The following is a 19,538-nucleotide window of genomic DNA, read 5'->3' as shown; positions in this document are numbered from 1 at the left end:
GTCGCAAAGCGATCGCCCGGCGCCAAGGGCTGGGCTGCAACAATAGTGGGGTTTTGAAGCGAAATCGTTGCTGCGTGTTTAAAGCTTGCCGAAATATTAGCAGTTTATTTTCAGTATCAGGGAGGAGCTGAACATGAATATCGCACCAAGCGTGGGACTCAAGAACCTGGAGTCCATTGTCAATGACGCCGGAGGTCCGGTAAAATTGCTTCGTGGGTCCAACATCGGGCCTTACACATTCCCGGTTATTCCACCGGAGTTCACCAATTGGCGCGATGAGGTGAGATCCTGGAAGGATAGCGTTGCGCTGCTTGAGCTTTCCTACCACATGACGGAACTGCATCTTCGCGGTCCGGACGCCGTAAAGTTTCTTTCCACGCTGGCGACCAACAAGTTCGATTCCTTCCCGGTTTTGCGCGGCAAACAACTGGTGCTGGCCGGCCACGACGGTTATATGGTCGGCGATGCCATTGTCTTCCGCGAGGAAGAGGAATTTCTGCGCATCGTCGGCGCCCCTTTTGCCAGTGACTGGGTGCAGTACAACGCCGAAATCAGCGGCATGAATGTGACCGCGGTGCGGGACGACAACTTCTCGATCCGTTCGGGAACGCGCGATGTCTTCCGTATCCAGATCCAGGGCCCCAACGCGCTTCCCTTGGTGCGGGAGGTTTCGGACGGGACGTTGCCGGACATCAAGTTCTTCAATATCGGTGAATTCCAGATTGCTGGTCACGCGGTTCGTGCCCTTCGCCATGGCATGGCAGGCGAGCCTGGCTACGAAATCTACGGGCCTTGGGACATTCAGCACGAGATTCGCGCCGCCTTTGCCGAGGTCGGGCAAAAATATGGCATGCGCAAGATTGGAGCGATGGCCTATTCGACCACCGCGCAGGAATCCGGCTGGATGCCAATGCCGCTTCCGGCCATCTATCACAGCGCCGAAATGAAGCCCTACCGTGAATGGCTGAACCAGTACTTCCTGGAGTCGGTCGCCTCGCTCGGCGGCAGCTTCCTGTCCGACAAGATTGAGGACTACTACGTCGATCCGGTTGAAGTCGGTTACAAGTCGCTGATCGACTTCAATCACGATTTCATTGGTAAGGAAGCCCTGCGTGAAAGGGTCGCCAATCCGAAGCGAAAGAAAGTGACGCTCGAATGGAACAACGACGACGTCATGGCATGCATGAACTCGTCGCTGATCGATCCGGACAACGGCGGCATGTTCATGAAGCTGCCAAATCCGATGTATGCGACGTTCCAGTCGGACGCGATCATGAAAGGTGGCAAACGCGTCGGCATATCGCAATGGCTTGCCTATTCCGCCAATGCCAATCGGGTCATCTCGCTCTCGCTCGTTGATATTGAGCACGCCGAACCCGGTACGGAAGTCACAGTGCTTTGGGGTGAGCCAAATTCCCAGCGCCTTCCGGTCGGCACGCACCAGCTCCGCGAAATTCGCGCCAAGGTAGCTCCGGCTCCCTACTTCGAAAAAGTCATCAAGACCGGCCAGCAGTAACCTCAAGCCGCTTGGCGCTCAAAGCAAGCTTCATGGTGAACGGCAGCACTGCCCAGTGGCCCTCAGCGGGACCGCGGCAGTCTGCCGTACGCATCCCTTGTGCGATCCAGCTGGGGATCGTCGACAATTTCCGAAGACGTCTATAGGGGCCATCGCATGATGCATAATATCGATATGGCGGAAGACGCCCTTGCCGTGCGACCGGTGATGTCGCCACGCGCAGCATTGATTGACGGATACTCATTCGAAATCACAGGAAAAGACACTGCCGGCCTCCAAGATGTGAGCAAACTGCTTGCACCGGCCACATGCGTTTCAATTGCCTTCATTCCCAATGAAAATCATGACGCGCGCCTTGCAGCCGCGGCAACGGTGAAAGAGCTCGGCTTTCATCCGGTGCCACATATTTCCGCCAGACGTTTGGGCTCGGCTGCAGAACTGGATCGTCTCTTGGCGTTGTTTGTGAGCGTGGCGAACGTCGATCGTCTATTTATCGTGGCCGGCGATCCTGACGTGCCTGTCGGGCCATATGAGGATTCTTTGGCCATCATTCGTTCGGGACTGTTGTCCAAGCATGGAATCAGGAAGGTCGGCATAGCCGGATATCCGGAAGGGCATCCAAAGATCCGTGACGGGGTGCTTTTCGAGGTGCTGCAGGAAAAACATGCCCTCCTGACCGCCGCTGGGCTGGAATATGACATCACGACGCAGTTTTCCTTCGATGCCGAACCGGTCATCGAATGGATCGGGCGCCTTCGCCAGGCGGGCATAACAGCACCCATACGCATTGGTGTCCCAGGGCCTGCCAGTGTGAAAACCCTGTTACGCTTCGCCACGATCTGCGGCGTCGGCGCGTCCACGAAAGTCATGGCGAAATACGGGCTCTCGATCCGGAAACTTCTGAATACCGCCGGCCCGGATGCGCTTGTGGCGGAGTTCATAAGAAGGCTCGATCCAAGCAAGCACGGATCAGTTTGTTTGCATTTCTATCCATTCGGCGGTGTTGGAAAAACGGCCGAATGGATCCGAGACTTTCTGGCAAGTCACATATCGAAGTAGGCTTTATGCAATGAAAACAATCTCCGTGCAGCAGAACTTCGTCTTGACTTTGTCATGTCAAGACAAGCCTGGAATCGTCGCCGCGGTGACCTCTGAACTTGCAGCGCTCGGCGCCAACATTTCCGATTCCAATCAATTCTGGGATCGTGTCTCCAACACCTTTTTCATGCGCATCGCGTTTTCTGTCCCGACAGCGGTCACGGAGGCCATGGTTCGTCGTGCACTGAAATCTCCGATTGAACGGTTTTCCATGAAGCTCGAGTTGATCGACGTCGGACGGAAGCCGCGGATCATCATCATGGTTTCGAAATTCGATCACGCGCTCTTACATCTGCTCTACCAAATCCGGGTTGGCTGGTTGAACGCGGAGGTTGGGGCAATCGTTTCAAATCATGAGGACTGCCGCCCGACAGCGAAGCGTGAGGGCGCACCTTTCCATTACCTGCCGGTAAACAGCGATACGAAGGCTCAACAAGAGGAAAAGCTCCTGACGCTGATGAGCGATGCGCAATCGGATCTGATCGTCCTGGCGCGCTATATGCAGGTTCTGTCGACGGAGCTTTCGAGCCGCCTGTTCGGAAGGATTATCAATATTCATCACTCTTTCCTGCCAAGCTTCAAGGGAGCCAAGCCCTATCATCAGGCCTATGAAAGGGGTGTCAAACAGATCGGAGCCACGGCGCATTATGTCACTCCTGATCTGGACGAAGGACCGATCATTGAGCAGCAAGTCGAGCGTGTGCATCACGCCATGGGCCCGGAGGATCTTGTCGCGACCGGCCGCGATATTGAAAGCCGGGTGCTCGCCAAGGCCGTCAAATTGCATCTTGAAACCCGTGTCATGCTCAATGGCCTGAAGACTGTGGTCTTTCCGTAGGAGGGTCATCCGCGAGATCCAGGCTTTGGCGCTTGAAACGTAAGACGTCATGATCAATCCTTCCGAATGCGGCAACTGTTGCGGCCGTCGAAAGCAGGTTCATGGCACGATGTCGCACATCTTCATCGCAGGCAGTTTACGTCCCGATGTCGGCAGAACTGCTTGCATCAAAACAGTATTTTCTCATGCTTCGAACGGAGCTGATCGGCAAGATTTCCAAAAATCCCATGCATTGTTCTGAAAATGGTTTCGTGACATGACCGGCCTATATACGCTGCGATTGAATGAGGAATCGAGCAGGCATGGCGACGAAAATAAGCCCGGAACGGCGTGCGCATATCGGCGTGGAGAAGCGTGCGCGTACCCGGGCGACTATCCTTTCAGCGGCGTTTCATCTGCTTGGCCGTCCAAACGGGAGGTCAACGCGTATCGAAGAAGTGTGTGGGATCGCCCTCATCTCGCGGGGGACCTTTTACAACTATTTCTCTGACATTGACGAGCTGTTCGAGGTGCTCACCTATGAAATGAGCCATGAGTTCAACGTTGCAGTGCAAGAGCTAATGCGAACACTTCCTATCTGCGCGATGCGGGTTGCGCTGGCCATCCGTTATTACCTGCATCGCGCGCGCCAAGATCCTTCTTGGGGTTGGGCGATGGTCAACCTTTCCAGTGTCGGGCCCATTTTCGGTTCGGATACGTTCCAATACGCAACGGCGTCCGTTCAGGAGGGCATCGAGTCGGGCGAATTCAAATTGCAAAGCGTCACGATCGGGCGAGATATGATGATTGGCACCGTTCTCGCGTCGATGACAACGCTTCTCCGGCAAGAGCAGGAGCACGATCATCCTGAAAAGGTCGTGCGCCAAATTCTGTCAGCCTTTCAGGTGCCGCCTTCCGTCATCGACGACTGTGTGGCGATCGAATTGCTCGATTTGCCACTCCAAGTGCCTTGAATTTTAGGGCAGCATGCAGCGAGGTTGGAGCGGGGCTTTGACGGGTGATGAGGATGTGCGGGTCATGGCCTGAGTTCGCAGCGCGTTGACGAGTTGGAGGAAGAGTTGCCGCCCCATTTGGGGATGGGCAGATATCCACGCTGCGATCAGTAAGCCGTGTTCAAATGAACAGGTGGAATGCCAAGGCGAGGTGACCGCGCGGTATGTCAATTGCGCGGTAGCGCCTGCGAACGCGAAACAACGGCGTCCCCATCGCATCCAACATGGAACCAAGAGGAGCTTTTGCACCGAGAGTGTCGAGGGGTTCGGGTCACCGTCGAAGGTTCGTTCGATGATGCGGGCTTTGCCGGTTACGTCGCCCGTCGGGTTGAAGATCGCCATCTGTCCCTTCCGCAGGGAGCCGCATCACGCCTCCGCAGCGCCAGCAAGGTTCTCGACGCCCGCGTCATCAACAAGGAGGAGTGCACCTCCAGCATCATCGTCAACCTGACGGCGGTGTTCAATCTCACGCAGGGTCGTTATCCGACTGACGAGTGAATTCCAGGCCTGCTCCTTAGTACCAATCGGGACGTACGAATGCATGACGACCAAGAGCGCCGTCCTGCCGCGAAGATGTCGACAATTCCCGCGCTCGTCGTTCAACTATGGGACCGGGTAAATTTTGCCGCCCATGCTTGCCAAATCTGCCTCACCTGTGTGGGCGCCGGTTGCCGGCACCCACTGGTAGGGAGCTATTCGTATGTTTTGCCTTCAAAGTCCAAGACGCCACCGAGCGGTGCGTATTCTTGGCCATCGAACTGGTATAGCTGGAGTGCCTCCACGGGGTAGATGTCGGATCCTTCCTTGGTTGTCATTGTGATGCCCTCTTGGAGCAATGGGTTCTTCCAACCGTCCATGTTGTGAACGACCTTCATCAGCTCTTCGCGGGTGGGGTCCTTGAGCTTTTCGAGGGACTGGACGAGCGTGTCGCCAATTGCATATCCGGTCTGGCCAATCGTATTGGCGAAGACGAAGTTCACCTTGGCTGCTTTTATGGCGTCGAGATAGTGATCGACGCCTTCGTCACCGGATTTCTGATTGCTGGTGATCGGCTTTAGGAAGTCGGAGGTGATGATACCCTTGGCATTTTCCAGGCCGACTGACTGGAGAACCGGATACGCCGATGACAAGTTGGTCACCAGGGTTAAAGGCTTCCAACCGCTTTCGGACTGGAAACGGATGGCCTCGCCCCCCTGGCGGGGCGCGGCGATAATAACCAAGGTATCAGCGCCAGAAGCTTTCAGAGTATTTAGCTGGGTCTCGACAGTGGGGTCCTGCGATGTCACCGGCTGGCGTTCGATCACCTTGATGTTCGTTCCGTCGATTGCGCTATCGAAGGCCTTCATGAAGGTTTGGCCCGTCTCCGTGTTCAGATACAGGAACGCCACCTTTGCGTCGGGCTTGTTGATCTGAAGATACGCAGCAAATGAGTCTGCTTCGGTTGAAAACGACGGTACGAAGCCAACCTCCCACTCGGGTGCGTTCAGGGAGACGACACCGGAATACATGAAAACGTTCGGGACTTTCTTCTGCGTGATGTAACGGCCGATCGCCAGATTGTTTGGCGTCGCCGCGGTGCCGACGAGAGCAAATACCTGATCTTTCTCGACCATCTTGCGGACATTCGCCAAGGTGCGCTGGGGATCAAGGCCATCATCTTCGATGATGAGATCGATCTTGCGGGTCTTGCCGTCGCCCATCTTAACGCCGCCTTCGGCGTTGGCCTGCTCGACGCGCGCTCGTATGCCTTCGGCGACACCGCCGACGACCGCGACCGGTCCAGTCAGTGGTCCCGTGACACCAATTTTAATGGTGTCGTCGGTAACACCCGGCGACGATTCCGCAGCATTGGCGTTGCTTGCCGCGAGCAGTGCCGCGACAGCCAGCGGCATTGCGCTCCCTTTCAGCATAGAAATAAATCTCATATCAGTTCCTCCCTTGTTTCAATTTGGCGTCGGCTACTCGCCATCCTCCGAAAAGTCATCGAGAGCCATTTTTCGATGAAGCCAGTGACCCCATTGCGCGCGACCATCATGATCAGGATGAGCGCGAGGCCGTAGATCAGGTTGCCGAGGCTCAGGTTGATGTCAGATGCCCAGGTCGGGACGAAGACCATGAACAGACCGCCGAGAAATGCTCCGACGATACTGGTAGCGCCGCCGACAATGCTGCCGATCACGATGTTGATGGACAGGATTGCCAGGAACGACTCCGGGCTGATGAAACCACTGATGATCCCGAACACTCCGCCGCCGAGTCCCGCGAGCGCCGAACTTGCGGCAAATGCCCAAAGGCGAGTACGTGTCAGGTTGATGCCGAGCGCTTGGGCAATCTGTGGATTGTCCCGCTGTGCCCTGAGCGCGCGCCCGTTGTCGCCGAAGAGCATTAGCGAGACAAGCAGGGCTCCGATCCCCGCGCAAGTGAGCGATATGATGTAGAGCCACAACTCGGGATTGTCCGGCATGAAGCTCGGAGGTTCGAGAGCATCGATCGGAAGCCCCGACACTCCACCCGTCAGGCTCCCCATCTTGAGCAGCAATTGCGGGAACGCGGCCGCGATACCAAATGTCACGATGGCAAGCTGCAAGCCCTGAAGCCTGAGTGCCGGAAGGCCGATGGCAAGCCCGACGACGGCCGCCACGGCTGCAGAGACAGGCAACGTTACGAGCGGCGAGATGCCGTAGGTGGCATTGAGGATCGCCGTCACGTAAGCGCCGACGCCGAACAGCGTTCCCTGCGCAAGGCAAATTTGGCCGGCGAACCCCATTAGCAGGTTCAGACCTAAAATGGCGATAGCGTAGGCGATCGCGATCGCCACCTGCTGAAGTGCGTATCCCGGCACAAAGACTGGGATAAGGATCGCGACGATCGCAAAGAGACCGAACTTGAGAGTCGCCGCGCGGAATCCGTCATTCATAGTTTTGTCACCTTGTAGGATCCGAACAGGCCGACGGGCTTGACGAGCAGGATGATGAGCGTGAGGGCGATCGGCACGGCGATGCGCATGTCGGCGCCGACGAACGAGAGGTAGCTGGCACCCAAGCTCTCGGCGACGCCGACGGCGAGGCCGCCAACGATTGCGCCAAGCGGACTGTCCCAGCCGCCGAGCGTTGCTGCAGCGAGCCCGTAAAAGAGGATTGGCGTCATCATCGTCGGGCTGAGGAAGAGCCGAGGGGCAATCAGGATTGCGGCAAGTGCCCCAATAATGGCGGCAAAGCCCCAGCCCAACATCAGCATGCGTTCGACATTAACGCCGACAAGTACGCTTCGGGCATGGTCGAAAGCCGCCGCACGCATCGATAGGCCAAGCCTGGTGAACCGGAAGATAAAGCCCATCGCCAAAGCGATAACAAAAAGGATCGTTAGCGTGCCGATGGCGGAAGCGAGCACGCGAACGCCGCCGATATCCAAACCGCCGTCAGGGAAGAGGCTTGGGAACGAGAGTTGCTCGGCGCCCCACATCCACATGCACGCCGCTTGGAAGAGGACGAGGATGCCAAGGGTGATGACGACGACCGCCTCCACGGGAGCGCTCATCATCGGCCGGATAATCAAGCGGAAAGTCACAATCCCAATAGCAAACGCCATAATGAGGCTCGCGAGGACGGCGAGCCAGAGCGGCGCACCCCATTGCATCAACTGCCAGGCCACATAGGCGGAAAAGGTCGCCATCTCGCCCTGGCCGAAGTTGACGACGTTGGTTGCCCTGAAGATGAGGACGAGCGCCAGGGCGAGCGCCGCGTAAATTGCGCCCGTGGTCAGGCCGCTGACGACGAGCTGGAAGAAGAGGCTCATCAGGCAACTCCCAGGTAAGATTTCTTGATGTCTTCGTTGGCGATCAGCTCGTTTGCCGCACCGCTCGCCACAATCTGACCGGCCTCGATAACGAAGGCCCGGTCGGCATATTGAAGGGTGATGTCGACATTCTGCTCGACCACGAGCAGCGTCATGCCGTGATCCTTGTTGAGCGTCTTGAAAATCGCCAGGATTTCCTGAGTGATCGAAGGGGCGAGCCCGAGCGATGGTTCGTCGCACATCAGAAGCTTCGGACGAGACATGAGCGCGCGTGCGACAGCCAGCATCTGCTGTTCCCCACCGCTAAGGTTTCCCGCAAGCTGATCGCGCCGTTCACGCAGACGCGGGAATGTCTCGTACCAGCGGTCCTTGTCCTCTCTCACTTGTGATCGGTTCGACACGATCGTTGCCCCGAGGGAGAGGTTTTCATCGACCGTAAACTCGGAGAAAGTCCCGCGCCCCTGGGGTATGTGAGCAATGCCGAGCGCAAGGCGCTTCTGCGCGACGATCTTGTCGAGCGCCATTCCAGAAAAGGCAATCGAGCCTTTGAATGGGAGCAGTCCGGAAACGGCACGCAGCAGCGTCGTCTTCCCAGCCCCGTTGGAGCCGAGCAGGGCGACAAATTCGCCTTCTCCCACTGAGAAAGAACAGTCGAACAGTGCCTGCGTCTTGCCGTAGAACACGGAGAGGTTCTTGAGATCCAGCGTCATGCCGCCTTCCCGAGGTAGGCGGCAATCACCGCGTCGTTGGACTTGATTTCGGAAGGGGTGCCTTCGGCCAAGTTGCGACCCAGATGCAAGACAACGATCCGGTCGCAAAGGCTCATGACCAGCCCCATGTGATGCTCGATGAGAAGAATGGAGAGGTTCCGCTTGCGTCGGATGCCATCGACGAGCGACCCAAATTCGTGGACCTCGCCGTGCGTCAGTCCGCCGGCGGGTTCGTCAAGCAGAAGAATTTTAGGCTCGGCGGCAAGCGCGCGAGCGATCTCCATACGCTTCTGCAGGGGATAGGAAAGCGATCCGGCCGCGCGCGCGGCGAGCTCGACCATGCCGACCTCTTCAAGCACCGCCATAGCCTTCTCGCGTGCAGACCGTTCCTCCGCCCTTATCCGAGATGGAGCGAAGATCGCTTGAGCGAACTTGCCGCCAAACCGGTGATGCGCCCCGAGCATGACATTCTCCAGAACGGTCATCGAGCCATAGATACCGAGGTTCTGGAAGGTCCTCGCGATGCCCATTCCGATCATCTCGCGCGAACCGACGCCTTCGAGTGGCTGACCGCCAAGCATGATCGATCCGCTTGTGTAATTTACGAGCCGGGTCGCCGCGTTGAGAAATGTCGATTTGCCTGCTCCGTTCGGCCCGATCAGGCCACAGATTTCTCCTGCCTTCACGGAAACCGACACATTGGTCAGGGCTTTGACGCCGCCAAACTGCACGGAGACATCCCGCGCCTCAAGCACAAGGCGCACCTCGGCGATGCTGCTGTTGCTCACTGATTTCCTCCCTTCCGAAGCGGTCTCTCCACGGCCTGTCGATTTCTCTTGTTGACAGCCAACCTTGCTTTGGATACCTATCAGTATCCGAAGACGTTTCGGTATGTCAAGCATCAATCGCGTGGCGATTGCTCCAAAGGAACGTCCTGAAAATGCATGCCGCCGGGTTGGAGAACATGGTGGCGGATTGGCGAAGACCCCGCGACGCGGGTGAGGGAGGAAATCAATGACGGGAACGCACACCGAACTGACGGGCGAAAATCTCTATAGGGATCCCTATCCCGTCTACGCGAGGCTACGCGCGGAGGAGCCTGTGGCCTTCTTCGAAGGGACGAAAGAATATTTCATTACGCGGTTCGACGACTGCCGCACGATCGGCGGCAACGACAAGGTGTTTGGACCGTCGGGCTCAGCGGACCGTCCGGAAGCTCGCGTCATGGGCATGCCGAACGTCCTGACCATGTCTGGTGAAGATCACCAGTGCCTCCGCCAGGGTATCGACGAAAATCTCACGCAGGAACGCGTGCGCTCGTTCGTCGAAGGTCTGACACGCCCGGTCGTGCAGCGTTACATCGACTCCATCAAGAAGAATGGCGAAGCGAACCTGACGACGGAACTCTTCGAGCCAATCTCGGTGCGATGCATTGGCGACGTCATCGGCCTGACGGAAACGCCAAACGAAACCCTCGTCGAGTGGTTTCACGCGATGGCGCTCGGCCTGCAGAACGTCAGCAATGATCCGGCCATATGGAAGCGACTGGACGACGCGCTCGCCGACATCGACAAGCAGATGGGCGATCTTTACCAGGCGTGCCTATCAAAGCCCAACCACTCGCTGCTCAGCCATGTCATGTATGGCGGCATGGCAAAGGGCGAGGTTCGCAGCTGGGAGGAGATTTCTCCGACCATGCGCGTCATCATCCTTGGCGGTCTCCAGGAGCCGGGGCATGCGGCGGCGAATGCCTGCACGGGTCTTCTTTCGAATCCCGACCAGGCGAAGCTTATGGCCGAGCAGCCGCAGGAAAACGCGATGCGCGCCTTCGATGAGGGCTTGCGCTGGATCGCCCCGATCGGCGTAACACCGCGCATCGCCAATGAAGATTTCGAGATCGCCGGAACGGTCATCCCAGAGGGGGCATCCGTCGCTATTGTCATGGGGTCGGCCAACCGCGATGAGACGCGTTTCGAAGATGCCGACCGTTTCGACATGTTCCGCAAGAAGAAGCAGCACCTGTCATTCGGCTTCCGTCCGCACTTCTGTTCCGGCCACTTCCTGTCGCGTGCGATGGGTGAGATTGCGCTTGCCGAGGTGTTCCGGCAGTTGCCCGATCTTCGTCTCGATACTTCGCGGGAGATCACAGGCAAGGGCTGGCGGTTCCGTGGCATCTCCGACCTTCCTGCGAAGTGGAATGGATGATGTCTTTGATCATCGACTGCCACGGCCACTTCACGACGGAACCACCAGAGCACCATGCCTTCCGAACGGCGCAAGTCGCCTATGCGGAAGGCAAGTCCTCCGAGCCGCCGATCTATCCGGGGATACCCGACAAGCAACTGCGCGACATTATCGAGGCGAACCAGCTTAAAATTCAGCGCGAGCGCGGTTCGCACGTGACGCTTCTCAGCCCGCGCGCCTCCGGCATGGGTCATCACGTGCCGGGACCGTCGGTCGCCAAGGAATGGTCGCGCCTGTCGAACGACAATGTCGGCCGGATCGTCGACATGTTCCCGGATAATTTCGCAGCCGTCTGCCAGCTTCCCCAAACAGTTGATGGCGACCTGTCTGATGTCATCGAGGAGTTGGAGCGCTGCGTCGAAAGCGGCTTTGTGGGCTGTAATCTCAACCCCGACCCGTCAGGCGGGCGTTGGAGTGCGCCGCCGATCTACGATCCATGGTGGGACCCTATGTGGGAGGCCATGGTCGCCCTCAGGGTCCCCGCGATGATCCACGTTTCGAGTTCCTGCGAGCGGTGCCTTCACATGACGGGTGCGCACTACATCAACGCGGATACGGCGGTATTCATGCAGTTGATTCAGGGAGAGCTGTTCGAGCGCCATCCGGAACTCAAGCTTATCATACCGCACGGAGGCGGGGCTGCGCCGTATCACTGGGGCCGTTATCGCGGCCTGTCGATCATGCTCGAAAAGCCGGGCCTCGACACGCACCTCATGAACAATGTGTTCTTCGACACCTGCGTCTATCACCAGGCGGGCATCGACACGCTCTTCCGCGTCGTCGACACCAAGAACATCCTGTTCGGATCCGAGCTGCTCGGCGCAGTCAAGGCGATCGATCCGGAGACGGGGCACCCGTTCGACGACACCAAGAGATACATCGACCAGCTCACGCTTGATGACGAACAAAGACACGCAGTCTTCGAAGGAAACGCACGTCGGGTCTATCCGCTTCTGGATGAGCGGTTGCGCAAGCGCGGCCTTTGAAGCCTCGAAATTGTCAGGGAGAAAACATATGGCTTCCAGCCAAAGTCTAAGCCTCGCGGGCGGGGCGCAAGGGTTCAACTGGCTTCCGGTCTTCGTGGCCGAAGAGCATGGAATTTTCGCCAAGCACGGGCTGGTGATCGAATACAAGAAGATGGGCACCGTCGACAAGGCGACCACCGCGGTTGTCGAAGGCGAGGCCGATCTTGCGATAACGCCACCTGAAGGTGCCGTCTCGAACTTCGTCAAAGGCGGCGAACTCAGGGTCATCGCCTCGAATGCCAATCGCCTGCCGATGTCGCTGGTCGCTCAGCCTTCGATCAAGAGGATCGAGGACCTCAAGGGCAAAAAGGTCGGCACATCGTCGCTGACAGAGGGCACGGCGATCTACACCCAGATGCTGCTGTCCCAGGAAGGCCTGCGGTATCCCGGCGACTACGAATTCGAACTCGCCGGCATCCACACCAAGCGCTGGGAAGCCCTGCAGACGGGGGAAATTGACTGCGCCCCGCAGCCCGCGCCATGGAATTTCCTGGCTGAACGTGATGGCTACAACCTGATCGGCGAGATCAATGATGTCATCCCCGAGATCGTCTTCGCCGCTGTCATTGGCCGCAAAAGCTGGTTGGATGGTAACCGTGATGTGGTCGGCCGTTTCCTCAAGGCATTGTTCGAGGCCTATTCGATCACGAACGACCCGAACCGCGAAGAAATCACGCTTCCGATTTTCCAGCGCATTACCACGAAGGACGACACCGAACTCGCCTCGCGCGGCCTCCACTACATGCGCGACATGGGTATGTGGCCCGGCGATTTGTCCATTCCGCAACGTGCCATGGATACCACGGTCGACTTGATGATCCGCGCCAACCTGCTTGACGGATCAGCCAGATCCAGCGCCGCAGGCGTGTTTGATCGCAGTTTCCTCCAAGGCGCGGTCGGCTGGTTGAATCACGTTTGATTCCATCTCGAGAGGTTCCCAATGAAGGTAATGACCAAGACACCGCGAACGGATCGCGAGACATGCGAAGCCTTGGCTAAGCTCGGCGTCGCTACAGTCCATGAAGCGCAAGGCCGGAAGGGATTGCTGGCCCCGCATCTGCGCCCCGTGATCGACGGCTCGCGCATCGGTGGCACGGCGCTCACATGCGAGGTGCCACCGGGTGACAACTGGATGATCCATGTCGCGCTTGAGGTCGCGCAGCCCGGCGACATCCTGGTCGTCACACCAACTTCGCCGTGCACGGACGGATATTTCGGCGATCTTCTCGCGACATCGTGCAAGGCTCGCGGAATTCTGGGACTCGTGATCGATGCCGGCGTACGCGATGTCGCTGACCTGCGGTCCATGAACTTTCCCGTTTGGTCGAAGGCAATATCGGCCCAAGGCACGGTCAAGGAGACGCTCGCGAACGTCCAGGTCCCCGTGGTCTGCGCCGGAGCCTACATCGAACCCGGCGATGTCATCGTCGCCGACGACGATGGCGTCTGTGTCGTCAAGCGCGATGAGGCCGCGATGGTCCTCGAAAAAGCGCGCCAACGCCAGAAAATGGAAGACGAAAAGCGCGGTCTCTACGAGAGAGGCCAACTGAGCCTCGACATTAACAACATGCGTCCGCAGCTTGAGGCGAAGGGCTTGATCTATGAATAGGGCAACGCAACTGCGCATACCCCGGCGCGTCGTCACAGGGATTAGTAACGGCAGGTCAGTGTTCATCAGCGACGGCCCCGCACCCAATGCCCATGTGTACGGCTCTGTGCCGGGCCACCTTACCTCGGTCCTTTATGCAACTTCGGCGAAACCCAGCCTTCCGCAAAGTCATGCGGAGCAGGCGCCGCCGCAAATCCTGATCACCCCCGAACCGGGCCAGACGAAGCTGATGATCGTCGTCTTTCCGCCAGACTCGGTATTCGCAACCATCGATCCAGCGGCCGCGGTTGAGGAACAGGCGATGCACATCCCCGGCCTGATCCAGGCGTTCGAGCCTGATGCACCCGGGATGCACACTACAGATACCATCGACTATGACATCGTACTCGACGGTGAAGTGTGGCTTGAACTCGATGACGGCGCCGAAACGCTGCTGAAGCAGGGCGACGTCGTCGTCCAATGCGGCACGCGCCACGCCTGGCGCAACAAGGGCGACAAGCCCGCGACCATGTGCTTCGTCCTCATCGGTGCTGAAAGAAAGTCGTGACAATGACGCAGGAGCATCACAATGGCTTCTTCGACTGCATCATCGTCGGCGGCGGACATGGCGGCTCGCAGTCAGCGGCGGCGCTCAGGCAGTCCGGGTTCACCGGACGCATTGCCCTGATCGGCGCTGAGGCGGAAGTTCCCTACGACCGCCCTTCGCTTTCGAAAGAATATCTCGCAGGCAAGAAATCCTTCGAAAGGATGCATCTGAGGCCGGGGGACTTCTGGACCTCCCGGCAGGTGGAACTGATGCTGGGCAGGCGTGTGACCACCGTCGATGCGGCAGCCCATGTCGTCGTCACGGACCTGGGCGAACGCTTCTCCTACGGCAAGCTCGTGTGGGCGGCCGGTGGCGAACCGAGGAAGCTTTCCTGCTCAGGCAGCGAGTTGGCCGGAATCTGCTATATACGCAACAAGGCAGATTGCGACGCGCTCGTCGAAGGCCTTCCCGACGCCGAAAGGATCGTGATCGTCGGCGGCGGTTATGTCGGTCTCGAAGCGGCAGCCGTGTTCCGAGAGATCGGCAAGGAGGTCACTTTGGTCGAGGCGCTCGACCGCGTACTCGCGCGCGTGGCCGGGGAAACGGTATCGAGGTTCTACGAAGCCGAGCATCGCGCACATGGCGTCGACATCCGCCTCAACTGCGGTGTCGGTTCGCTGGAAGGTTCCAACGGCCGCGTCAAGAACGTGGTGCTTGCGACCGGCGAGAAGATCCCAGCCGATATCGTCGTGGTCGGTATAGGCATTGTCCCTTCGGCCGGCCCACTGACCGAGGCGGGCGCGGAAGGCTTAAACGGTGTGGATATCGATGAGTTATGCCGGACATCCCTGCCGGACATTTACTGCATTGGAGACTGCGCCCGGCTTAGACATGGCCGCGGCATTCGCATTGAATCTGTGCAAAACGCGACGGATCAGGCGACGACTGCCGCGAAGGCGATCTGCGGCGAACTCAAGCCCTACGATGCAACGCCCTGGTTCTGGTCCAATCAATACGATTTGAGAATGCAGACCATCGGTCTCAACTACGGCTTTGACAGCGTGGTGACGCGCGGCAATCCCTCCAGTCGGAGCTTCAGCGTTATTTATCTGAAGGACGGGGCGGTTCTGGCCCTCGATTGCGTCAATGCATCCCGAGACTACGTGCAAGGACGAAAGCTTGTCGATAGCTCAGCGAAGATCGACCGGGACGCCTTGGCGGACACATCGAAACAACTCAAGGAACTTGGCCCAGAAGTGCTGTGAGGCATTCGAGGCCCGAATGAAAGTGGAGGAAAAAATGTCCATGATATCAGTGCGTACGCGGGATGGAGAGCTGCATAGTTTCGAGGGAAGGGTGGGCGCTTCGCTGATGGAGAACATCCGAGGCGCGGGCTTTGATGAGCTGCTCGCAATGTGTGGCGGGTGCCTTTCCTGTGCCACCTGCCACCTCTACGTCGAGGAGCTACCGAAGACCGCAACTCTGGCAGAGCCCTCGATCGACGAGAGTGAGTTGCTGGAAGGCTCCGACTACCGCCAAGAGAACTCGCGGCTTTCCTGTCAGATCCCCTTTGACGAGACTCTCAGTGGAATCGTCGTTCGCATCGCCCCCGAAGATTAACAATAGATCCGCTCGCATCACGGGCGGATCTCGAGGACTATTTGCCAATGCTGCCGGGCTAACGAGTCAATGCCCGGCGGACGAACCTGACGACCCAACATCCCTTTATTCGATCGGCTCAGCCTGCAATTGGCCCTGTGCCATACTTCGCCATCCAGGGTAGACCGTTCGAGCCGCCTTAACCGCATGTGGGCGTACCCGTCTTAGCGCTATCGCGCTCTGACGACTGGGGAGGCGGTCCGCCCCCCTCAATTGGGCCAGATTTCGAGATCGCCAGCGGCCCTGCTCCCAAATCCTTTGTCGCGCAACCCGTATCCATATGTCGATTGCCACTTTCGCTATCGCATGGTCATGGTCGGACGAATTTGGGAGGGGCCGAGCGCACAACGGCGAGCCTGCCGTGACGGGCTTACGGCTGGCGCGCACATGTTTCTTTGAGAAAATGTCTACAGTCGGAAGCGGAGATCATCAAGCTCTCAGGCCAGCTTCGGAAGCAGGCCGTTGACCGACTCCTTGGCGTCGCCGTAGTACATGCGGGTGTTTTCCTTGAAGAACAGGGGGTTCTCGATACCGGAATAGCCGGTGCCCTGGCCGCGTTTGGAGACGAAAACCTGCTTGGCTTTCCAGACCTCGAGGACCGGCATGCCTGCGATCGGCGAGTTCGGATCTTCCTGTGCCGCCGGATTGACGATGTCGTTCGAGCCGATGACGATGACGACATCGGTTTCATGGAAGTCGTCGTTGATCTCGTCCATCTCCAATACAATGTCGTAAGGGACCTTTGCTTCCGCCAGCAGGACGTTCATGTGGCCGGGCAGCCGACCTGCGACCGGATGGATCGCAAAGCGTACCTGCTTTCCGGCGGCGCGCAGCTTGCGAGTGAGTTCCGAAACCGCACTCTGGGCCTGCGCAACCGCCATGCCGTAACCCGGAACGATGATGACCGAGTCGGCATCGTTGAGCGCTGCGGCAACACCTTCGGCATCGATGGCAACTTGCTCGCCCTCGACGACCATCGTCGGGCCCGAGGCATTGCCGAAGCCGCCGAGAATGACCGACAGGAACTGGCGGTTCATCGCCTTGCACATGATGTAGGACAGGATCGCGCCCGACGAGCCGACGAGCGCTCCGGTTACGATCAACAGGTCGTTGCCGAGCAGGAAGCCCGTCGCCGCGGCCGCCCAGCCGGAATAGGAGTTGAGCATCGAAACCACGACCGGCATATCGGCGCCGCCGATGGCCATGACGAGATGAGCGCCGATGACAAAGGCGATCAGCGTCATCAGGTAGAGGGTCCATGCACCTGTGCCATTCATGTACCCGATCATCAGCACAAACGACCCAAGCACCATCAGGATATTGAATATGTGCCGGCCGGACAGGATAAGTGCCTTGCCGCCGATATGGCCAGAAAGTTTGCCATAAGCGATGATCGAGCCGGTGAAGGTTACCGCACCGATGAACACGCCAAGGAAGATTTCCACTTCATGGATGATCTTTTCCGCATTGGTGGCGAACTCATGTGCCGTCATGTCGGAGTTGACGCCGATCAGTACCGCAGCGAGGCCCACAAAGGAGTGTAGCGCCGCCACGAGTTGCGGCATGCCGGTCATTTCGACGCGCTGTGCCAACAACGTGCCGATGACAGCACCAAAGGCAAGCATGATGATCAGGACGACGGAAAGCCCGACGCCCGGCCCAAGAATGGTCGCGAGCACGGCTATTGCCATGCCTGATATGCCGTACCATACGGCGCGCTTGGCGCTTTCCTGACCGGAAAGACCGCCGAGCGAAAGGATGAAGAGAACGGATGCGGCGATGTAAGCCGCGGTCTGGATACCGATAGACATAGTTCTATACCCCGGGCTGGCGTCACGACTTTTGGAACATGTTCAACATGCGCCGCGTGACCATGAAGCCGCCAACGATGTTGATGGTGGCGATCGCCACCGAAACGGCGGCAAGGGCGGTCACCAGCCAGCCGCCTGCAGTGACCTGCAGCAACGCACCGATGATGATGATCCCGGAAATCGCATTGGTCACGGCCATCAGCGGCGTATGCAGCGAATGGCTAACACCCCAAATGACCTGGAAGCCGACGAAGCAGGAAAGCGCGAAGACGATGAAGTGGCCCATGAAGGCCGACGGTGCATAGGCGCCGATAAGCGCCATGAGAACACCGCCGACGACGAGCAGGCCGACCTGCTGCCGCGTTGCCGACTTGAAGGCGGAAGCTTCTGCTGCACGCCGTTCTTCCGGCGTCAACTCCTTGGGCTTTTCTTGTCGTTTCTGGGCTGCAATCGCCTGGATCTTCGGCGGCGGTGGCGGATAGGTGATCTCGCCCTGGAACGCCACAGTGGCTCCGCGAATAACATCGTCTTCCATGTTATGGACGAGAACGCCATCCTTCTTCGGCGTCAGGTCCGTCATCATATGGCGGATGTTCGTCGAATAGAGGGTCGAGGCTTGCGCGGCCATGCGGCTCGGGAAATCGGTATAGCCGATGACGGTGACGCCGTTCTCAGAAACGATCTTCTGATCCGGAACAGTCAGGTCGCAATTCCCGCCGCGTTCCGCCGCAAGGTCGACGACCACGGAGCCCGGCTTCATCGCGGCGACCATGTCGGCAAGCCAGAGCTTCGGCGCGTCGCGGCCCGGGATCAGCGCGGTGCTGACGACGATGTCGATGTCCGACGCGATCTCACGGAACTTTTTCAATTGCGCTTCGCGAAATTCGGGGCTCGACGGCGATGCATAGCCACCCGTCGCCGCGCCGTCCTGCTGCTGTTCCTTGAAGTCGAGGAAGACGAATTCGGCACCCATCGATTCGATCTGCTCGGCCACTTCCGGTCGAACGTCGAATGCATAGGTGATGGCGCCGAGCGAGATGCTGGTGCCGACGGCGGCCAGACCGGCGACGCCGGCGCCAATGACCAGAACTTTGGCTGGCGGGATCTTGCCGGCCGCGGTCACCTGGCCGGTGAAGAAGCGGCCGAAATTATTGCCGGCCTCGATCACGGCGCGATAGCCGGCGATGTTGGCCATGGAAGACAGCGCGTCCATCTTCTGGGCGCGCGAAATGCGCGGCACCATGTCCATGGCAACCACGTTTGCGCCGGTCGTCTTCGCCTGCTCGAGAAGCTCTTTGTTTTGCGCAGGATAGAAGAAGGAGATCAGCGTCTTGCTTGCCGAAAGCCTTGCTAGGTCGTTCGCTTCGGGCGGCCGCACCTGAGCGATGACGTCTACGCTTGCATAAAGTGCGTCAATGCTGTCGACGACCGTAACGCCAACTGCGCGATAGGCGTCGTCGGAGAAGCCGGCAAGTTTGCCGGCGCCCGTTTCGATGGCACAGTGATATCCGAGTTTCTGAAGCTGGGTGGCGCTGTCCGGCGTCATCGCGACGCGTGCTTCCCCCTCGAACCGCTCTCGTGGCGAACCTATAAACATGTCACTCCCCATAATGCGATTTGTCAGTACACGACCACGCCGCGGATGGACTTGCCCGTATGCATCAGCTCGAAGCCCTTGTTGATGTCTTCGAGCGGCATGGTGTGGGTGATCATCG

General features: G+C 58.6%; 18 protein-coding genes and 1 pseudogene. 12 read left to right on the top strand and 7 right to left on the bottom strand.

Going from position 1 to position 19,538, the window contains the following annotated elements:
- Positions 1 to 133: 133 nt before the first annotated feature.
- From FHT69_RS22460 to FHT69_RS22440, 5 genes and pseudogenes are all read left to right on the top strand, one after another.
- Entirely contained in the window at positions 134 to 1,516 is a 1,383-nt protein-coding gene (locus tag FHT69_RS22460; RefSeq protein WP_183905979.1) for an aminomethyl transferase family protein, read from the top strand.
- Between the two features lie 156 nt (positions 1,517 to 1,672).
- Positions 1,673 to 2,575 carry a methylenetetrahydrofolate reductase gene (locus tag FHT69_RS22455; RefSeq protein WP_246780748.1) on the top strand — a complete coding sequence of 301 codons (903 nt, stop codon included), beginning with the start codon at positions 1,673 to 1,675 and terminating at the stop codon, positions 2,573 to 2,575.
- Between the two features lie 10 nt (positions 2,576 to 2,585).
- Positions 2,586 to 3,452 carry a formyltetrahydrofolate deformylase gene (purU, locus tag FHT69_RS22450; protein WP_183905978.1) on the top strand — a complete coding sequence of 289 codons (867 nt, stop codon included), beginning with the start codon at positions 2,586 to 2,588 and terminating at the stop codon, positions 3,450 to 3,452.
- 302 nt (positions 3,453 to 3,754) lie between these two features.
- A complete protein-coding gene (locus FHT69_RS22445) occupies positions 3,755 to 4,405 on the top strand; it encodes a TetR/AcrR family transcriptional regulator (protein WP_183905977.1) in 651 nt (216 codons plus the stop codon).
- A 417-nt stretch (positions 4,406 to 4,822) separates the two neighbouring features.
- Positions 4,823 to 4,930 (top strand): annotated as a pseudogene (locus FHT69_RS22440) (3-oxoacyl-ACP reductase); the annotation flags it as partial.
- A 206-nt stretch (positions 4,931 to 5,136) separates the two neighbouring features.
- Here the strand turns inward: FHT69_RS22440 and FHT69_RS22435 are convergent.
- From FHT69_RS22435 to FHT69_RS22415, 5 genes are read right to left on the bottom strand one after another with little or no spacing between them, the layout of a single operon-like run.
- The gene (locus tag FHT69_RS22435; RefSeq protein ID WP_097545349.1) at positions 5,137 to 6,369 is read right to left on the bottom strand and encodes an ABC transporter substrate-binding protein; all 1,233 of its coding nucleotides are present in this window, start codon (positions 6,367 to 6,369) and stop codon (positions 5,137 to 5,139) included.
- The gene (locus FHT69_RS22430) at positions 6,366 to 7,361 is read right to left on the bottom strand and encodes a branched-chain amino acid ABC transporter permease (protein WP_097545350.1); all 996 of its coding nucleotides are present in this window, start codon (positions 7,359 to 7,361) and stop codon (positions 6,366 to 6,368) included. The genes FHT69_RS22435 and FHT69_RS22430 overlap by 4 nt, the downstream gene beginning before the upstream one ends.
- The gene (locus FHT69_RS22425; RefSeq protein ID WP_063474715.1) at positions 7,358 to 8,239 is read right to left on the bottom strand and encodes a branched-chain amino acid ABC transporter permease; all 882 of its coding nucleotides are present in this window, start codon (positions 8,237 to 8,239) and stop codon (positions 7,358 to 7,360) included. Before FHT69_RS22425 ends, FHT69_RS22430 begins: the two co-directional genes overlap by 4 nt.
- Entirely contained in the window at positions 8,239 to 8,949 is a 711-nt protein-coding gene (locus FHT69_RS22420; RefSeq protein ID WP_028757721.1) for an ABC transporter ATP-binding protein, read from the bottom strand. Before FHT69_RS22420 ends, FHT69_RS22425 begins: the two co-directional genes overlap by 1 nt.
- On the bottom strand, positions 8,946 to 9,737 hold the full coding sequence (locus FHT69_RS22415) for an ABC transporter ATP-binding protein (protein WP_047613876.1): 792 nt from the start codon (positions 9,735 to 9,737) through the stop codon (positions 8,946 to 8,948). The genes FHT69_RS22420 and FHT69_RS22415 overlap by 4 nt, the downstream gene beginning before the upstream one ends.
- A gap of 226 nt (positions 9,738 to 9,963) precedes the next feature.
- On the opposite strand from FHT69_RS22415, the gene FHT69_RS22410 reads away from it, so the two are divergent.
- The 7 genes from FHT69_RS22410 to FHT69_RS22380 are packed head-to-tail and all read left to right on the top strand — an operon-like array spanning position 9,964 to position 15,973.
- A complete protein-coding gene (locus FHT69_RS22410; protein WP_183905976.1) occupies positions 9,964 to 11,154 on the top strand; it encodes a cytochrome P450 in 1,191 nt (396 codons plus the stop codon).
- Positions 11,154 to 12,179: an amidohydrolase family protein gene (locus tag FHT69_RS22405; RefSeq protein ID WP_132576162.1), complete on the top strand. Its 1,026-nt coding sequence runs from the start codon at positions 11,154 to 11,156 to the stop codon at positions 12,177 to 12,179. The genes FHT69_RS22410 and FHT69_RS22405 overlap by 1 nt, the downstream gene beginning before the upstream one ends.
- Positions 12,180 to 12,207: 28 nt before the next feature.
- The gene (locus tag FHT69_RS22400) at positions 12,208 to 13,137 is read left to right on the top strand and encodes an ABC transporter substrate-binding protein (RefSeq protein ID WP_183905975.1); all 930 of its coding nucleotides are present in this window, start codon (positions 12,208 to 12,210) and stop codon (positions 13,135 to 13,137) included.
- Positions 13,138 to 13,158: 21 nt separating this feature from the next.
- Positions 13,159 to 13,827, top strand: coding sequence for a 4-carboxy-4-hydroxy-2-oxoadipate aldolase/oxaloacetate decarboxylase (locus FHT69_RS22395; protein WP_183905974.1), 669 nt, complete (start codon positions 13,159 to 13,161; stop codon positions 13,825 to 13,827).
- Positions 13,828 to 13,885: 58 nt separating this feature from the next.
- The gene (locus FHT69_RS22390) at positions 13,886 to 14,374 is read left to right on the top strand and encodes a cupin domain-containing protein (protein ID WP_312865584.1); all 489 of its coding nucleotides are present in this window, start codon (positions 13,886 to 13,888) and stop codon (positions 14,372 to 14,374) included.
- Positions 14,375 to 14,376: 2 nt separating this feature from the next.
- The gene (locus FHT69_RS22385; protein ID WP_183905973.1) at positions 14,377 to 15,618 is read left to right on the top strand and encodes an NAD(P)/FAD-dependent oxidoreductase; all 1,242 of its coding nucleotides are present in this window, start codon (positions 14,377 to 14,379) and stop codon (positions 15,616 to 15,618) included.
- Between the two features lie 16 nt (positions 15,619 to 15,634).
- Positions 15,635 to 15,973: a 2Fe-2S iron-sulfur cluster-binding protein gene (locus FHT69_RS22380; protein WP_246714031.1), complete on the top strand. Its 339-nt coding sequence runs from the start codon at positions 15,635 to 15,637 to the stop codon at positions 15,971 to 15,973.
- A 476-nt stretch (positions 15,974 to 16,449) separates the two neighbouring features.
- On the opposite strand, the gene FHT69_RS22375 is transcribed toward FHT69_RS22380, so the two are convergent.
- Positions 16,450 to 17,823 carry an NAD(P)(+) transhydrogenase (Re/Si-specific) subunit beta gene (locus FHT69_RS22375; RefSeq protein ID WP_183905972.1) on the bottom strand — a complete coding sequence of 458 codons (1,374 nt, stop codon included), beginning with the start codon at positions 17,821 to 17,823 and terminating at the stop codon, positions 16,450 to 16,452.
- Between the two features lie 22 nt (positions 17,824 to 17,845).
- Positions 17,846 to 19,420, bottom strand: coding sequence for a Re/Si-specific NAD(P)(+) transhydrogenase subunit alpha (locus tag FHT69_RS22370; RefSeq protein WP_183905971.1), 1,575 nt, complete (start codon positions 19,418 to 19,420; stop codon positions 17,846 to 17,848).
- Between the last annotated feature and the right edge of the window lie 118 nt (positions 19,421 to 19,538).

It is taken from the genome of Rhizobium sp. BK008 (assembly GCF_014197345.1).
GTDB lineage: Bacteria > Pseudomonadota > Alphaproteobacteria > Rhizobiales > Rhizobiaceae > Rhizobium > Rhizobium anhuiense.
This window is presented reverse-complemented; position numbering and strand designations above follow the sequence as displayed.

Bases quoted from the DNA above. Each gene is read 5' to 3' on its own strand.
- FHT69_RS22400 (WP_183905975.1), top strand. From the start codon at position 12,208: ATGGCTTCCAGCCAAAGTCTAAGCCTCGCGGGCGGGGCGCAAGGGTTC.
- FHT69_RS22385 (WP_183905973.1), top strand. From the start codon at position 14,377: ATGACGCAGGAGCATCACAATGGCTTCTTCGACTGCATCATCGTCGGC.
- FHT69_RS22430 (WP_097545350.1), bottom strand. From the start codon at position 7,361: ATGAATGACGGATTCCGCGCGGCGACTCTCAAGTTCGGTCTCTTTGCG.
- FHT69_RS22370 (WP_183905971.1), bottom strand. From the start codon at position 19,420: ATGTTTATAGGTTCGCCACGAGAGCGGTTCGAGGGGGAAGCACGCGTC.
- FHT69_RS22435 (WP_097545349.1), bottom strand. From the start codon at position 6,369: ATGAGATTTATTTCTATGCTGAAAGGGAGCGCAATGCCGCTGGCTGTC.
- FHT69_RS22405 (WP_132576162.1), top strand. From the start codon at position 11,154: ATGTCTTTGATCATCGACTGCCACGGCCACTTCACGACGGAACCACCA.
- FHT69_RS22425 (WP_063474715.1), bottom strand. From the start codon at position 8,239: ATGAGCCTCTTCTTCCAGCTCGTCGTCAGCGGCCTGACCACGGGCGCA.
- FHT69_RS22410 (WP_183905976.1), top strand. From the start codon at position 9,964: ATGACGGGAACGCACACCGAACTGACGGGCGAAAATCTCTATAGGGAT.
- FHT69_RS22460 (WP_183905979.1), top strand. From the start codon at position 134: ATGAATATCGCACCAAGCGTGGGACTCAAGAACCTGGAGTCCATTGTC.
- FHT69_RS22375 (WP_183905972.1), bottom strand. From the start codon at position 17,823: ATGTCTATCGGTATCCAGACCGCGGCTTACATCGCCGCATCCGTTCTC.
- FHT69_RS22455 (WP_246780748.1), top strand. From the start codon at position 1,673: ATGATGCATAATATCGATATGGCGGAAGACGCCCTTGCCGTGCGACCG.
- FHT69_RS22420 (WP_028757721.1), bottom strand. From the start codon at position 8,949: ATGACGCTGGATCTCAAGAACCTCTCCGTGTTCTACGGCAAGACGCAG.
- purU (WP_183905978.1), top strand. From the start codon at position 2,586: ATGAAAACAATCTCCGTGCAGCAGAACTTCGTCTTGACTTTGTCATGT.
- FHT69_RS22395 (WP_183905974.1), top strand. From the start codon at position 13,159: ATGAAGGTAATGACCAAGACACCGCGAACGGATCGCGAGACATGCGAA.
- FHT69_RS22380 (WP_246714031.1), top strand. From the start codon at position 15,635: ATGAAAGTGGAGGAAAAAATGTCCATGATATCAGTGCGTACGCGGGAT.
- FHT69_RS22445 (WP_183905977.1), top strand. From the start codon at position 3,755: ATGGCGACGAAAATAAGCCCGGAACGGCGTGCGCATATCGGCGTGGAG.